12 protein-coding genes are annotated in these 15515 nt (G+C 71.7%); 1 reads left to right on the forward strand and 11 read right to left on the reverse strand.

Annotated features, from left to right (window positions below; translation table 11 throughout):
- Positions 1 to 61: 61 nt before the first annotated feature.
- From NMN56_RS12385 to solA, 3 genes are read right to left on the reverse strand one after another with little or no spacing between them, the layout of a single operon-like run.
- The gene (locus NMN56_RS12385) at positions 62 to 1726 is read right to left on the reverse strand and encodes a hydantoinase B/oxoprolinase family protein (protein WP_274040090.1); all 1665 of its coding nucleotides are present in this window, start codon (positions 1724 to 1726) and stop codon (positions 62 to 64) included.
- Positions 1723 to 3786, reverse strand: a complete 2064-nt coding sequence (locus NMN56_RS12390) for a hydantoinase/oxoprolinase family protein (protein ID WP_274040091.1) — start codon at positions 3784 to 3786, stop codon at positions 1723 to 1725. Before NMN56_RS12390 ends, NMN56_RS12385 begins: the two co-directional genes overlap by 4 nt.
- A gap of 22 nt (positions 3787 to 3808) precedes the next feature.
- Entirely contained in the window at positions 3809 to 4951 is a 1143-nt protein-coding gene (gene solA / locus NMN56_RS12395) for an N-methyl-L-tryptophan oxidase (RefSeq protein WP_274040092.1), read from the reverse strand.
- 248 nt (positions 4952 to 5199) lie between these two features.
- Between solA and NMN56_RS12400 the strand changes: the two genes are divergently transcribed.
- Positions 5200 to 6102 carry a MurR/RpiR family transcriptional regulator gene (locus tag NMN56_RS12400; protein WP_274040093.1) on the forward strand — a complete coding sequence of 301 codons (903 nt, stop codon included), beginning with the start codon at positions 5200 to 5202 and terminating at the stop codon, positions 6100 to 6102.
- Positions 6103 to 6154: 52 nt separating this feature from the next.
- On the opposite strand, the gene NMN56_RS12405 is transcribed toward NMN56_RS12400, so the two are convergent.
- From NMN56_RS12405 to NMN56_RS12440, 8 genes are all read right to left on the reverse strand, one after another.
- Positions 6155 to 7438 (reverse strand): MFS transporter, encoded by a 1284-nt coding sequence (locus tag NMN56_RS12405; RefSeq protein WP_274040094.1) that lies wholly within the window; start codon positions 7436 to 7438, stop codon positions 6155 to 6157.
- Complete coding sequence (locus tag NMN56_RS12410; RefSeq protein ID WP_274040095.1) at positions 7438 to 8739, reverse strand: ATP-grasp domain-containing protein; 1302 nt, start codon at positions 8737 to 8739, stop codon at positions 7438 to 7440. Before NMN56_RS12410 ends, NMN56_RS12405 begins: the two co-directional genes overlap by 1 nt.
- A complete protein-coding gene (locus NMN56_RS12415; protein ID WP_274040096.1) occupies positions 8736 to 9995 on the reverse strand; it encodes an ATP-grasp domain-containing protein in 1260 nt (419 codons plus the stop codon). The genes NMN56_RS12410 and NMN56_RS12415 overlap by 4 nt, the downstream gene beginning before the upstream one ends.
- A 105-nt stretch (positions 9996 to 10100) precedes the next feature.
- Positions 10101 to 10949 carry an aldo/keto reductase gene (locus tag NMN56_RS12420; protein ID WP_274040097.1) on the reverse strand — a complete coding sequence of 283 codons (849 nt, stop codon included), beginning with the start codon at positions 10947 to 10949 and terminating at the stop codon, positions 10101 to 10103.
- Positions 10946 to 12073, reverse strand: a complete 1128-nt coding sequence (locus NMN56_RS12425) for a quinone oxidoreductase family protein (RefSeq protein ID WP_274040098.1) — start codon at positions 12071 to 12073, stop codon at positions 10946 to 10948. Before NMN56_RS12425 ends, NMN56_RS12420 begins: the two co-directional genes overlap by 4 nt.
- The gene (ilvE, locus tag NMN56_RS12430; protein ID WP_274040099.1) at positions 12070 to 13215 is read right to left on the reverse strand and encodes a branched-chain-amino-acid transaminase; all 1146 of its coding nucleotides are present in this window, start codon (positions 13213 to 13215) and stop codon (positions 12070 to 12072) included. The genes NMN56_RS12425 and ilvE overlap by 4 nt, the downstream gene beginning before the upstream one ends.
- Positions 13212 to 14105 (reverse strand): HAD family hydrolase, encoded by an 894-nt coding sequence (locus tag NMN56_RS12435; RefSeq protein WP_274040100.1) that lies wholly within the window; start codon positions 14103 to 14105, stop codon positions 13212 to 13214. Before NMN56_RS12435 ends, ilvE begins: the two co-directional genes overlap by 4 nt.
- The gene (locus NMN56_RS12440; protein ID WP_274040101.1) at positions 14102 to 15442 is read right to left on the reverse strand and encodes a D-arabinono-1,4-lactone oxidase; all 1341 of its coding nucleotides are present in this window, start codon (positions 15440 to 15442) and stop codon (positions 14102 to 14104) included. Before NMN56_RS12440 ends, NMN56_RS12435 begins: the two co-directional genes overlap by 4 nt.
- Positions 15443 to 15515 lie beyond the last annotated feature (73 nt).

A 15515-nucleotide genomic window follows, 5' to 3' on the forward strand; every position in this document is an offset into this window, starting at 1 on the left:
GCCGGAGGCGAGCCCCGGGCTTGATCCGGGAGGCGAGCCCCGGGCTTGAGCCGGGGGGTGGTCAGTCGGCCGGGCGGAATCCGTAGAGGTCGCGTGCCGCCTGTTCGGTGACGCGCCCGTTGCGCAGGTCCTCGCGCACCTGTTCCTCGCTCCGCGCCGCCGGGTCGCCGAAGCCTCCGCTGCCGGGGCTCTCCACCCGCAGCACATCTCCCTCGCGCAGTCGCACGCCGGAGACCCGCCCGCCCGGTAGCCGGTGTTCGTCGTCCCGTCCCGGGTTGACGACGAAGCGTCCGGGGCTGCCGTCGTGGCCGCCGCCCAGGCCCCATGGCCGGGTGGACTGGCGGTCGGCGTGCGCGGAGAACTCCGCGCTGTCGCCGAGGATCCGTACGTCACGCCGGACGCCGAGGCCGCCGCGGTGGGTGCCGGCTCCGCCGGAGTCGGGGATCAGTTCGTAGGTGTCGACCAGCAGCGGGTACTCCTGTTCCAGCGCCTCGATCGGCAGATTCGAGGAGTTGGTGATGTGCACCTGGACGGCGTCCAGACCGTCCTTCGTGGTCCTGGCGCCGCCGCCCCCCGCGACCACCTCCGGGTAGACGAAGAAGTCGCCTTCGCACTCCCCGGAGAACGTCACATAGGTGACGGTGCTGTGGCTCGCAGCCGGAACCCGCTCGGGTACAGCGGCGGCCAGCGCGCCCAGTACCACGTCGGCGACCCGCTGGCAGGTGTCGGTGCGGGCTGTGACCGGTGCGGGCTCGACCGGGTTGACGATGCTGCCGTGCGGCGCTGCGATCTCCACCGCGTCGAAGAAGCCACCGTTGGGCGGGATTCCGGGGTCGAGCACCGCTTTCAGCGCGTAGTAGACGGTCGCCTCCAGCGCCGGGCGCACCACGTTGATGCCCACGGGCGACTGCGGGCCCGTACCGGCGAAGTCCAGCGCGACGCGGTCGCCTTCGACGGTGACCGCCACCGCGATCTCGGTTGCCGGGCCTTCGCTGGGGTCCATCAGGTCGCGGAACCTGTAGGTACCGTCGGGCACCTCGCGCAGCGCGGCGGCCAGCCGCTTGCGGGAGTGGGCGAGCAGGTGTGCGGTGGCGGCGCGTACCGTCTCCCGGCCGTAGCGCCTGTGCACCTCGCGCAGGTGGCGTTCGCCGATCTCCACAGCGGCCAGCTGGGCGAGCATGTCGCCGCGCCGCTCCTGCGGCAGCCGCGAGTTCAGCTCGATGAAGGCCAGCGGTGCCTGTTCGAGGCCGTCGGCCGTGGCGAACTTGACCAGGGGGATGCGCAGGCCCTCCTGGAAGAGGGAGTTCGAGTCGCCCGCGTTGCTGCCGGGGACCCGGCCGCCGATGTCGGAGTGGTGCGCGATGCCGGCGCTGTAGCCGATCAGCTCACCGTCCGCGAAGACCGGCTTGACCATGGTGATGTCGGGCAGGTGGGTGCCGCCGCCGTGGTACGGATCGTTGGTGATGAACACGTCGCCCGGCCGTACCGTCAGCTCGGAGGCCACCAGCGAGTCGATCAGACCGGTCATCGACCCCATGTGGATCGGCATGTTCTCGGCCTGTGCGACCAGCTTGCCGTGCTCGTCGAAGAGTGCGGTCGAACAGTCGGAACGTTCCTTGATGTTGGTCGAGTAGCTCGCCCGGCGCAGTACAGCGCCCATCTCCTCGGCGACGGTCACCAGGGACGCGCCGATCACCTGCACCGTAATGGGGTCGGGAGTCTTCAACGCTGCTCCACTTCGATGATGAGGTTGCCGTAGCGGTCGACGCGCGCGGTGGCGTCCGGGGTGATGACCGTGGTGGTGTCGAGCTGTTCGACGATCGCCGGGCCCGGCAGCACGGTGCCGGCGCGCAGCCCGGCGCGGTCGTACACCGGGGTCTCGACGGGGCCCGTCTCGTCGAAGTCGGCCCGGCGGCGGCCGATCAGCGCCTCCTCGGGCTCCGAGCCCTCGGCGATGGCGGGCAGCTCCGGTTTGTCGACCGCGGCGGCTGCGGTCAGTTGCACCTCGACGATCTGTACGCGTGCTCCGGGGTGCGCGTAGCCGTAGCTCTTGGTGTGCTGTTCGTGGAAGGCGGCCACGATCCCGGCCACCGCTTCGCAGTCGAACCGCGCGGCGTCGATCACCCGCTGCGGCAGCGGGACCGACAGTTCGAAGTTCTGCCTGGCGTAGCGCATCCTCGCTTCGCCGGTGATCTTCGTGTCCGCCTCGGGCGGCGCCTCGGAGGCCAGCCAGTCGCGGGCCGATGTGTGCACCTCGTGCAGCACCTCGTTGAGCTTGTCGGGGGCGCGCTCGTCGGCCTCCTCCAGGACGGCCTTGGCGAACTCGGTGCGGATGTCGGTGACGAGCAGCCCCAGTGCGCACAGCGTGCCGGGGTTGGGCGGGACCAGCACGGTGCTCATGCCGACCTCGCGGGCGACCTCGACCGCGTGCAGCGGTCCTGCGCCGCCGAAGGCGACCAGGACACAGCCGCGCGGGTCCTCGCCCGCCTCGACCGAGACCTTGCGCACCGCTCCGGCCATGTTGACCGCCGCGATCCGCCCGATGCCGCGTGCGGCCACCGGCCGGTCGGTGCCCATCGCCCGCGCGACCGTGTCGACGGCACGTTCGGCCGCCGCGTGGTCGACCGCGAGCGCGCCGCCCAGGATGTACTCCGGGTTCAGCCGTCCGCGCAGGACGTTCGCGTCGGTGACGGTCGGTGTGACGCCGCCACGCCCGTAGGCGGCCGGGCCCGGCTGCGATCCCGCGCTGCTCGGGCCGACCTCCAGCGCCCCGCCGGGGTCGACCCGCGCGATGCTGCCGCCGCCGGCGCCGACGGTGTGGATGTCCAGCGAAGGGGTGCGCACCGGGCGGTGGTTGATCCCGCGCTGCGAGGACACCAGGGCGTGCCCGTCGCGTACGAGGCAGACATCGGTGCTGGTTCCGCCCATGTCGAAGGTGATCAGGTTGCCGTAACCCGCCTGCCCTGCCACATGGGAAGCCGCCACGACACCGGCCGAGGGCCCGGACAGCAGCGTGGTCACCGGGTGCCGGCTCACCGAGTCGAGCGACATCATGCCGCCGCTGGAGCCGATCACCCGGGGCTCGACGGGCACTCCTGTCGTACGGATCCGCTCGGCCAGCCGCGACATACAGCGGTTGATCTTCGGGCCGACGTAGGCGTTGACCACGGTGGTCGAGAACCGTTCGAACTCGCGGAACACGGGCGCCACTTCGGACGAGGCGCACACGTAGACGCCGGGCAGCGCGGCGCGCAGCCGCTCGGCTGCCTCCCGTTCGTGGTCGCCGTTGCGGTAGCTGTGCAGGAAGCAGACCGCGACCGCCTCGGGCCCCGCCTCGCTGACGCCGGCCACGGCGGCGGTGAGGCCGTCCTCGTCCAGCGGCGTGAGCACCTTGCCCTCGGCTGACATCCGCTCGACCAGCGCGTGCACCAGCGCCCTCGGGACCAGCGGCGGCGCCTTGTCGGCCTCCATGTCGTAGAGGTCGGGGCGCTGCTGGCGGCCGATCTCCAGGATGTCCCGCAGCCCCGCCGTGGTCACCAGCGCCGTGAGCGCGCCGTTGGACTCCAGCACGGTGTTGGTCGCCACGGTGGTGCCGTGCCCGAGGTAGGCGACGTCGCCGGGGTCGGCGCCGGCCTCGCGCAGTACCGCGCGGACACCTTCGGCGACCGCGACGGACTGGTCCTCGGTGGTCGAAGGCAGCTTGTGGATGTGGAACCGGCCCGTGGCCGCGTCCAGAGCGGTCACGTCGGTGAACGTGCCGCCCACGTCGATTCCGATGCGGAGCATGGAGGTCCCTTCGGGGTGGAGGTCAGGCCAGCCGTGACAGCGACAGTGGGTCGATGGGCACATCGGTACGGCCGGTGAGCAGCAGGTCGACGGCGGACCTGGCGAACACGGGCGCCAGCTTGAAGCCGTGCCCGGAGAACCCGCCCATGACCAGCACATGGGGCCGGTCGGGATCGCGGCCGATGATGCCGTGGTTGTCCGCCGTGTAGCCCTCCATGAAGGTGCGCACCGTGGTGGGCCGTTCCGGCAGGCCGTCCAGGCACCGTGCCACGGCTGCTGACACACGCGGGACGTACTCCGGCTCCACCACGGGGTCGAGCCGGTCCGGATCGTCCACGGCGGACTTCGGCACATGCAGATTGATCTTCACGCCGCCGCCGACGTCGGGGAAGAAGGAGAAGGTGTTCTCGCCGCCGCTGCGGCGGATTCCCACCGGGAAGTGCTCGGGGGCCCAGCGCGGTCCCGCGTCGAACCAGCACAGTACGGCCCGGCGGATGGCGACCTCGCGCGCCAGCCTCGGCACGCTGCGCGTGATCCAGGGGCCGGTGCACACGACGGCCTGGTCGAAGCTCTCGACGCGGGTCTCGTCGCCCGTGCGGTAGTGGACGGCCACACCGTTTCCGGTGTCCACGACATCGGTGACGGTGGTCCCCGTATGGATCGACGCACCGGCCTTCCTGGCGAGCAGCGCCGTCTCGGCCACCGCGCGCCGCGGGTGCAGCAGGCCCCCTTGCCGGTCGAGCAACACCACGTCGTCGTCGAAGAGTTGGTGCTGCGCAAACCGCCGTGCCGCCTGGCGGCTGTCCAGCCGTTCGACGTCGAGTCCCCATGCGTCGGAGACGCCGACGACGGTACGTACGTCGGGGTCCTGGGCCGATCCGATGGTCAGCGCCCCGCACGGGTCGAGCAGCCGGACGCCGGCCTGCTCGCCGAGCCGCTCCCACGCGCTCCGTGCCTCGCGCAGCAGGGGCACGTAGCTGCCGCCCTCCTTGTAGGCGACGCGGAAGATACGGGTCTCGCCACCGGCGCCGCCCCGCTCGTGCCCGATGTCGAACTGCTCGAATCCGCTCGCGGACACGCCCTGGGTCGCGAGCCTGTGCAGTACCTGGCTTCCCATCGTGCCGACGCCGATGACGGCGACGCTCGGCTGCTGACGCGACTTCATCACTGTCTCCGCAGGTGTCGGGAGCCGTTTACGCGAGGAACGTAGCATTCACGTCAGGGCTCGACAATGGATGAAGCAAACACTTCAGCGAGGGAGAGACACCGGGACAGGCTCCGGGGAAAGGCTCACGGACGGCTGCCGGGAGAGGGCTCCGGGGACAGCTGCCGGACAGAGGGCTCCGGGACAGCCGCCGGGAAGAGGGCTCCGTGGGACAGACACAGCAGTCGGGACGGACGCGGGAAGGGACAATGGCGCGCGTGAACACTTCAGCCGGCGAGACCCTGGGGCACCGCATCCGCACTCGCTCAGCGACGCTCTCCAACGGGGAGCGTGCGGTCGCCGATCACCTGCAACGACACCCCGAGGAGGCGGCCATCTCCTCGGCGGCGAAGCTCGGCGAGGTCACGGGGACCAGCGACGCCACGGTGATCCGTACCGCACGCAAGCTCGGCTTCGACGGACTCAACGACCTCAAGCGCAGCCTTGTCGAGCACCTGGCACGCCGCCGTAATCCAGCCCAGGTCCTGGACGACCGGGTGCAGCGGCTGCGCCCCGCGCAGCACGGCGTGCTGCAACCGGTGATCGACGCGGGGCTCGCGCTGCTCGGTGAGGTGCCCGCGCTCGTCGAGAGCGACGAGTGGTCCGCCGCGGTCGCTTCGCTCAACGAGGCCGAGCACGTATGGGTGTACGGCATCGGGCCGGGCGCCTCGGTCGCCGAACATCTCGCGCTCAGCCTCAGGCGCGTGGGCAAGTCGGCCGACACCTGGACGGCGACCGGGTTCCGCCTCGCCGACGATCTGCTGCGGCTGCGCCCTTCGCACGCGGTGGTGGCCGTCGCACCGCTGCGGGTGTTCCGCGAGATCGGCATCCTGCTCGATCACGCCCATCGCGTCGGCGCCCACAGCGTGCTGCTGACCGAGGCCACCGACGAGGGCAGGGGAACCCGGGCCGATGTGCTGCTGCCGCTGCCCGACTCGACCGAAGGCGCCGCCAACGAACTCCTCGCGCCGCTGACGATCCTGCACGCCCTCGTACTCGAACTGGTCGCGGCGCAGCGCTCGTCAGCCGTCGATCATTACCAGCAGCTCAACACCCTGCGTACCGAGATCGCGGGCACCGAACTCGACATCAGCCGGCTGCCGGAGCTGTGAGCGACGCCTCGGCCGTCCCGGTCCCGTGCGAGCGCTCTCCGGTGAACTACCGCTATTCGGAGGGCAGTTCCCGCATGGTGCGCAGGGGTGAGAGGAATACGGGCAGCCAGGCGACGGACAGTCCGACGGCACCGGTCCACAGCGCGGCGCGCACCGAGACGTACTCACCGATGAGCGCGGCGAGCCCAGCGCCGATCGCCAGCGCCCCCGTGAACAGGAAGCGCATGGTGGCGTTCATCCGGCCCAACAGCGCGTCGGGCGTGACCCGTTGGCGGAAGCTGACCATCAGCACGTTGTCCACTCCCATGCGTACCGTGACCAGCAGCCAGCATCCGGCCGCCGCCCACAGCCACGGCCCGCGGCCCATCAGGAGGGGCACGGCCAGCGCGAAGGGCGCCGTGCACATGCCGAAGATCCAGGGGGCACGCCCCGCGCCGAGCCACTCCCCCACCCGCCGCGCGGCCAGCGCGCCCAGGAAGACGCCGACGCCGCCGAGTGCGAGGAAGACGCCGATGGTCCATACGGACAGGCCCAGTTCGTCGCGGAAGAGCACCGGCACCATGGTCGTGACGGTGAGCACGGAACAGTTGGTGAATGCCCCGGCCAGCGCGACGGGGCGCAGCACGGCATGGCCGAAGACGAAGCGGACGCCCTCCCCGACCTCGGCCGCGAGGTTCCTGCGCACGTCCCTGGCCGGCTTCTCCTGCAGTCTGCGGATACGGGTCAGACAGAGCGCTGACCACAGGAAGGCGAAGGCGTTGGCGAGCACGGCGACCGGCGCTGTGAGCAGCGCGACCAGGAAACCGCCGCCGCCCCTGCCGCCCGCCTGCAGCGCCGCGTCCCAGCCGTTGAGCTGCGCGTTCGCCTGGATCAGCCGGTCCCGGCCGACGAGTTGGGGCAGGTAGCTCTGGGCCCCGACATCGAAGAAGACCGTGGCACAGCCGGACAGCAGCACCACGGCGTAGAGCTGCTCGATGGTGAGAAGGCCCAGCCAGGCGGCGGCCGGCACGGAGGCGAGCAGCGCGGTACGGAGCAGATCGGCGACGATCATGATGTGCCGATACCGCATCCGGTCGACCCAGGCTCCGGCGGGCAGCCCGATGAGGAGGAAGGCGACGGTGGACAGCATGCCCAGCAGGCCGACCTGCCCGGGGGAAGCGTCGAGCGCCTCGATCGCCACCAGGGGCAGCGCGATATAGCCGATGTGCGTACCGGTCTTGCTGACCACGGCAGCCGCGAACAGCATGCGGAAGTCGTGGTCACTCCACAGGGACGGCGCCGCCTTCCCGGCCGGCGCCGTGGTCTCCCCGCCGCCGGCCGCCCTCTCCACCGTCATCAGGCGCCTCGCGTCCCGTCCCCTGCCGGAGCGGTGTGGAAGCGGAGGGTCGCGTCGACCTCGGCGCACCGGCGCCTGGCGTCCGCCGGGTCCTTGCCCGTGGCGATGACGTACCCCATGGCGCGGTCCCAGCCGGCCCGGATCGCCGGCACGGTGTCGCCGACGTTCATCTGGAGCATCACACCCGTCTCGGCGCCGGAGAGTTCGACCAGCCCCGGCACGCCGGGCAGCTTCGCGCCGACCGGGGCCTGCCGTACCTCGGCTCCGGACTCCGTGAGCCGTTCGATGCCGTCGAAGCCGGTGATCACACCTGGCTCGGGGGCGAAGAAGAGGATGTGTCCCGCGGCGACCGCCTCGGGAGCCCGCTCGGGCAGTTGCTCGATGCCGAGCGGAACGGACAGGAACATCCGGGAGAAGTCGAGCCCGTGGGCGCGGCGCAGGATGGAGGGGGTGCCGCCACCGCCCATCCGGCTGTGCGACTCCAGCATCCTGGGGCCCTCGGGCGTGAGGATGAACTCGGTGTGGGTCGGCCCCTCCCGCAGCCCCACCTCGGTGAGCAGCGCGACGGTCTGGGCGTGCAGTTCCGCTGTCCACTCGGAGCCGTAGGCGCCGGGTATGGAGTGCTCCATCTCCACCAGATACTCGTCCAGCACCGAGGTCATCAGCGCCACCGGCAGATGGCGGCCATCGGCGGAGAACGCCTCGACGCTGATCACCGGCCCTGCCAGGAACTCCTCAGCGAGCGCCGTACGGTATCCGTCGGCGGAGAGCGATTCCCAGGCCGCCAGCGCACCGGCCTTGTCGTCGATGAGGTGCACACCCGCGCTCGCGGTGCCGTCGACGGGCTTGACGACGATCCGGCCGCCCACGGTGTCCAGGAACGCCGTCAGGGCCTCGGCGCCGTCGACGACCTGGTACAGGACCGGGCTGACACCGGCCCTTCCCAGCGCCTCCCGGGTGAGCGCCTTGTCGTACAGGGCGCGTACCGAGGCCACGCTGTTGCCCGGCAGGCCGAACTTCTCCACGACGACGGCCGTGGGCACAGCCCCTGCCTCGCTGGTGGTGAGCACCCGCTCGAAGGGGCGCTCCTCGTGCAGCGGGCGCAGTACGTCCAGCAGCGCGTCCGCGTCGGACAGGTCGCAGTGAACGATCCGCTCGCAGTAGTCGTGCAGCATCTCCTCGTACATGCCGGGCATATGGACCAGCACCACATCGAGGCCGAGGTCCTTGGCCGACATCACCGAGTGGGAGTGTCCGCCCACGACGGCTATCCGGCGCCGCTCACTGTTCGTAGCGCTCATTCTGTCTCCAGTCGGAGAGTGGAGGTCATCTCACGGAAGGCGGGGTCGAGTTCGTCCTCGGTGTTCACGGTGAAGATGAGGTGGCCGTGGCCCTGGAAGGTCTGCGGGGGTACGAGCAGCTCGTCGCCCGGTGCCTTGTAGATCTGCACCTCGTCCACGCGCGGGTCGGCGCGCACCGTGTCCAGGCCGGTGACGCGGGTGAGGGTGCCCGCCTTGTCGGGGAAGATGTTCCAGAAGCCGACCGGGGTGGCCCGCTCGGCGGGCTCGACGCGGGGGGCACGGCCCGAGGCGAGGTCCAGGACGGCCTCGACCATGTCCACGCCCGTGGAGAGCAGGACGGAACGGTAGATGGGTCCCCCGCCCATCCGGGCCGCCGCCTCCAGCACCGCCGGTTCGTCGTCACCGCGCAGCCGGAACTCCACATGGGTGGCGCCCGTGGCGATGCCCAGGGCCCTGTGCACCTTGACGGTGGCCTCCTCGACCATGCGCACCGTCTTCTCCGGGAGCCGGGTCGGGGTGCAGGCGTACACCTCCTCGAAGGTGGGGCCCGTGGGCAGCGGCTTGTCGTGGATGGCGAGGGTGCGGGTCTCGCCGTCATGGACGAGCGACTCGACGCAGATCTCGGTGCCCGGCAGGAACTCCTCCAGCAGCAGCCCGCCGTCGTACGCCTTGTGTGCGGCGTCGTGCAGGGGGTCGTAGGTGAAGCGCTCCCAGGAGCCCTTGAGGAAGAAGTCGAAGTGCTCGGCCAGCTCTTCCTCGTTGTCGACGCTGCGTACGAACATGCTGCCGGTGCCCAGCACCGGCTTCATCACCAGCGGATAGCCGGTGCGCTCGGCTATCCCGCGTGCCTCTTCGAGGGAGTGCGCGATGCCGTAGCGGGGCTGCGGTACGCCGCCTGCCGCGAACGCCTCACGCATCGTCCACTTGTCCCGCGCCAGCCGTGCGGTGTGCTCGCTCACCGAGGGCAGACCGAACTCGGCCGCCACCCGCGCTGCCGAGGGCACCGGTGCCTCGGCGAAGGTGACCACCGCTGAGAACGCCTCGCTCTCGTCGGCCGCGAGCGCCCGCACGGCGGCGAGGGTCTCGTCGATGCTGCTGGTGTCGGCGATGACGACCCGGTCGACGTACTCCGCCTCCCACTCGGGGTCCTTCATCACCAGGAGCAGGCGCTCGCCGTGCTCGCGCGCGTACTGCCGCGCCCTGTCCAGATGGCTGCGGCGGCTGAGGTTCTTCTTGTGGAGTACGAGAATGCTCATGACGGTGGTCTCTGCCTTCTTCCGGTCAGGCGAGGTGAGGCGAGCTGGGCCCGGGCGAGGTGGGGCCGGGTGGACGTGGGCGTCGTCGGCTCGGGCAAGGTCGGCTCAGGCGAGGTCGTTCAGGCGGTCGAACTGTGCGTCGGTGAGCTGGAGCTCGGCGGCGCGCATGTTCTCCTCCAGGTGCGCGACGGAGGAGGTGCCCGGGATCGGGATCACCACGGGCGAGCGGCGCAGCAGCCAGGCGAGTGCCACCTGTGACGGGGTCGCGTCCAGCTCCCGTGCGATGCCGGCGACCGGGCTGTCGGGGCCGGCGTGCGCGCCGCGCGCGATGGGCAGCCACGGGATGAAGGCGATGTTCTGCCGGGTGCAGTGGTCGAGTACGGCCTCGTGCGAGCGGTCGGTCAGGTTGAAGAAGTTCTGGACACTGACCACGTCGAAATAGGTGCTCGCTTCCTCGATCTGCTCGACGGTGACCTCGGAGAGGCCGATGTGCCGGACCTTGCCCTCCCGCTGGAGCTGCGCGAGCGCGCCGAACTGGTCGGCGACCGGCACCTGCGGGTCGATCCGGTGCAGCTGGTACAGGTCGATACGCTCGACCCGCAGCCAGCGCAGGCTCAGCTCGCACTGCTGGCGCAGGTATTCGGGGCGACCCAGCGGCTTCCACTCGCGTGCCGAGGGGCGGCTCTGGCCGGCCTTGGTGGCGATGACCAGGTCCTCCGGATACGGGTGCAGGGCCTCGGCGAGCTGCATCTCGTTGGTCGCCGGGCCGTAGGCGTCGGCGGTGTCGATGAAGTTCACGCCGAGTTCGACGGCGCGGCGGGCGACCGCGAGCGCTCCCTCCCAGTCCTTGGGCGGGCCCCAGTTGAACTCCCCCGTGAGGCGCATGGCCCCGAAGCCGAGGCGGCGCACGGTGAGGTCACCGCCGAGGGCGAAGGTGGCGGGCTGGTCACTCATGGCGTATCTCCATTCGCGGTGCTGGTGCTGGTGCTGGTACTGGCGCCGGTGGTGCCGGCGCTCGTGGTGAGCAGGAGCTTCCCTGTGGAGGCGCGGCTCTCCAGGGCCCTGTGGGCCTCCCCGGCCGCCTCCAGGGGGAAGCTGCCGCCGATGTGTACATCGACCCGCCCGTCGGCGACCGGGCCGAGGATGCCGCCCGCACGGTGGGCCAGCTCCTCGGCTGTGGCGGTGTAGTGGTCGAGGTTGGGCCGGGTGACGAACACCGAACCCGCGGTGTTGAGCCGCTGGAGATCGACGGGAGGCACCCGGCCACCGGCCTGTCCGAAGAGCGCGAGGGTACCCCGTGTCCGCAGCGAGGCCAGGCTCGCTTCGAAGGTGGGGGCTCCGACGCCATCGTATACCGCGGCCACTCCCACTCCGCCGGTCAACTCCCTTGCCATGGCGGCGACATCGGCGACGGCGCCACGTCCCTCACCGGTACGCAGCACCTGCCAGGCCCCGGCGGCGCGCGCCGTCTTCTCCTTCGCCTCCGTGGAGACGACGCCGATCACCCGGCCGCCACGCAGCGTGGCCAACTGGGTGAGCAGCAGGCCCATTCCGCCGGCCGCCGCGTGCACCAGCACGGTGTCGCCCGGCCGTACAGGATAGGTGTCGTGGGTCAGATAGTGGGCCGTCATGCCCTGGAGCAGAACAGCGGCGGCGACGCTGAGCGAGAGGCCGGACGGCACCGGAACGGCCCGTTCGGCCCTGATCACCGCCAGCTCGGCGTAGCCGCCCGGCTGGTTGGCCCAGGCGACCCGGTCACCGACCCGGTGCCGGTCCCAGCCTCCCGGCGCCGGTCCGCGCCCGGCCCCGTCCCCGTCGCCGTCCCGGCCCCCGCCCCCCGGCTCCTGCCCGCTCTCCGGCTCGGGGCCTACGGCGAGGACGGTGCCCGCCGCCTCGGCGCCGGGGACGAACGGCAACGGGCCCGGGTACGCGCCCGAACGCCGGTATACGTCCATGAAGTTGACGCCCGCCGCCTCGACAGCGACCAGCAGCTCGCCCGCGCCCGGCAGCGGATCGGCCGTCTCCTCGACACGCAGCACGTCCGGTGAGCCGAACTCCCGTACAACTACGGCCCTCATGACAGCGGAACCTCCGTGATCCACTCCGGGTGCGTGTCGTCCTCGCCGCGCATCAGCCGCCCGTACGCCCCGGACAGCGCACGGGTCACGGGTCCCGGGGTGCCGTCGTCCACGGTCAGCCCGTCGATGGTGGTGACGGGGAGGATCTCCCACGCCGTCCCCATGAAGAAGATCTCGTCGGCCAGATGCAGCTCGCTGCGGTCCACTTCGCGCTCCTCGACGGGGAACCCGAGGCCGCGCAGCAGGGTCAGCGCCGTGTCCCGTGTGATCCCGGGCAGTACGCCGCTGCCGAGCGAGGGCGTGACGACGACTCCGTCGCGTACGAGCGCGAGGCAGGCGCCAGCTCCCTCGCTGACCTTGTGCCGCTCGTTCAGCATGACCGGCCAGTCGTGGCCGTTCTCCCTGGCCTCCATCATGGCGAGCCTGCCGTTGTGGTAGTTCGAGAACGCCTTGGCGCGGGGCGGCATCGAGGACTCGGAGACCCGCAGCCAGGAGCTGACGGCGGCCCGGCAGCCGCGCTCCTTGTCCAGCGCACTGCGGAAGGGCCAGGAGTCGATGACGACTTCGCAGGCCGCTTCGGCCGGAACCATCTGTTCCCTGATGATGCCGCGCGGAAAGGCCCAGGGCCGCAGGTAGGCGTCCTCCCTGTAGCCGTTGACCGCGAGCAACTCCACTGCCGCCGCGCCCAGTTCGGCTCCTGAGTACGGCAGCGAGAGGCGGCAGAGCCGGGCCGAGTCCGCGAGCCGGCGCAGGTGGTCTTCGAGCCGGAAGACGAGCAGCCGCCGTCCGTCGGCGGCGAGGTACGCCTTGATGCCCTCGAAGACGGCGGCGACCGAGGCGTGCCCCACGGCGTTGACATGGACAGCGGCCTGCTCCCACGGCACCAGCTCGCCGGAGCGCCAGATCCACTCGGGGTGCCCGGTGCCGGGGCTCGCCAGGCTCTCCAGCGCGGAAGCGGTCACGGAAGCGGTCCGGGCCTCGGACGCGGGTGCGGTCACGGAAGCGGTCCGGGCCTCGGACGCGGGTGCGGTCGCAGAAGCCGCCTCGGCCTCGGACGCGGGTGCGGTCACGGAAGCCGCCTCGGCTTCGGACGCGGGTGCGGTCACGGAAGCCGCCTCGGCTTCGGACGCGGGTGCGGTCATGCGGCGGGTGTCCCTTCGGTGCGCGAGTGCTCCGCGGAACGTGCCGCCGGGGGCACGGTTTCCGCTGCGGGTGTGTCGTGGCTGGTCGCGCGGTGCCCCGCGCCTCTGCGGGACGCACCCTGGGCGCGGCGGGTCGCCGCGTGACCGCTCAGGTCGTAGTCGGCCAGCGAGGTCAGTACGGCGTCCGCGTGGGCGAGTTCGGCCGGGTCACCGACCCCGTTGGGCACCGCGACGCAACGGACCCCGGCGGCGCGTGCGGCGCGGACACCGATCGCCGAGTCCTCGAAGGCGACGGCATGCGCGGGGTCGCATCCGAGGCGGCTCAGGGCCAGTTCGTACAGGTCGGGGTGCGGCTTGTTGCGCGCCGTCATGCCGCCGGTCGCCAGGAGGACGAAGTGGCCCCGCACACCGAGGCGTTCCAGGTGCGGCGCCACCCATGCGTGCGGGGCGCTGGAGACGACCGCTGCCGGTACGCCGGCCGCCCGCGCGGCGTCGAGCAGCGCCCGCACCCCGGGCCGCAGCGGTTCGCGCGCGCACAGCTCGTGCTTGAGCGCCTTTCGGCGTGCCACCAGCGCGGCCGTGCCCTGAAGGGCAGCGGGGAACCGCGCGGATGGGCCCGAAGCACCCGCGGCCGGCGTCGCTGCCCCGCCCTGAGCCCCCTCGGCTGAACCCCCTACCCGCTCGGCGAGGTGCTCCGCCGCGCGCTGTTCGCCGTCAGCGCGCCCCACCATGGAGCGCCACAGCGCGGACGGGAACTCCAGTCCGCACTCGCCGTAGATCTCCTGCCAGGCGCGGTGCCCTGCGCGCTCCGTGTCGCAGATGAGCCCGTCGAAGTCGAAGAGCAGCGCCCCGGGCGCCACTTCCGCTCCGGGCGCCCGGTCCACGGTCACCGTCCGCCTCCCGCCGGCACGGCGTCCGCCGCTGCCGTGACGGGCCCGAGCAGGTTGTCCGTGTACTCGTTCGAGAACACCCCGTGCGGGTCCAGCAGCGCCCGTATCCGCTGGAACTCCTTCCAGCGCGGGTAGCGGGGCGCCAGCACCTCGGCCGTCGCGGTGTGCGCCTTGCCCCAGTGCGGACGCGCCTCGTGCTCGCGCAGCACGTACTCGGCCGCTCTGAGTATCTCGATCTGGCCCGCTGTACGCGGCACGGTGAGGTTCACATAGCCGGTGGCGCGTCCGTATGCGGGGCTGAGCGGGAGGTCGTCGCCGGCGCCGACCCGTACCAGCACCGAGTACGGCGAGTAGGTGCGCAGCCTGCGCAGTACGGGCCGCAGGGCGCGCAGCGCTTCAGCTGTGCGCTCCAGCGGCAAGGCGTGCTCCATGGCCAGGAACCGCACCGGCTGCGGGAAGGTGAAGACCCGGTGACTCGCGTCCGTGTACGGGGAGTCGGGCCACAGGCCGCCGAGCCTGGTGGTGAGCCAGGGCACCGTTCCCGCGCCGCCGGCCCTGGCCGCCTGGGCCGTGAGCCCGCACCGCACCTCGTCGAGGGTGGCGGCGTAGCGGCGCAGCGGGGCACGCGGTGTGGCGGGTTCCGTGGTGCGGTCGACGGAGCGGAGGGTGACGCGGTCGGTCCACGGCAGCCAGTTGAGGCTGGGGTGTTCGCTCTGCGCCGCCCAGTCGGTGAAGCGCTCCAGCAGCGCGTCCAGCGGCTCGCTTCCCAGCCTGAGCCGGAGGTTGAACTGCGGTACGCAGCGCAGCGTGACGGTGCTCAGTACGCCGAGGGTGCCCAGCGCTGTCCTGACGGCGCCCCACAGGTCGGGGTCGGCCTCAGGGCCGAGGTCGCGGATCTCGCCCTCGGCCGTGACCAGCCGTACGCGGGTGACGGCGCCGGACAGCGGCGGGTGCGCGAGTCCTGTGCCGTGGTTGCCGGTCGACAGGGCCCCGGCCACGGTCTGGTCGGCGAGGGTGCCGATGTTCTCCAGCGCGAGGCCCTGTCGGTCCAGCGCCTCGCAGAGCGCGCCGATCCGGGTGCCGGCGCGCACCGTGACCTCTCCCGCCGCGTGGTCGACGGCGACGACGCCCGCGTACGACGTGAGGTCGAGCAGCACGCCGGGAGTGGTCGCCAGACGGTTGAAGGAATGGCCGGTGCCCGCCGCGCGCACCGTCAGTCCGCTGCGGGCCGCGGCCCGCACCGCCTGCCCGATCTCGTCCTCGCTGGTGGGCCTGGCCAGCTGCGCCGGAGCGCAGCCGACCGTACCGGACCAGGTGCGCCAGGTGGATCGCAGCACCGTTCTCCTCTCTGAACTTCCGGGTATCTGTGCCGGCTTGTGGCTCTGGACTTCCGGGACCCGGACTGCCGGG

This window comes from Streptomyces iconiensis (assembly GCF_028657195.3).
Classification (GTDB): Bacteria; Actinomycetota; Actinomycetes; order Streptomycetales; family Streptomycetaceae; genus Streptomyces; species Streptomyces iconiensis.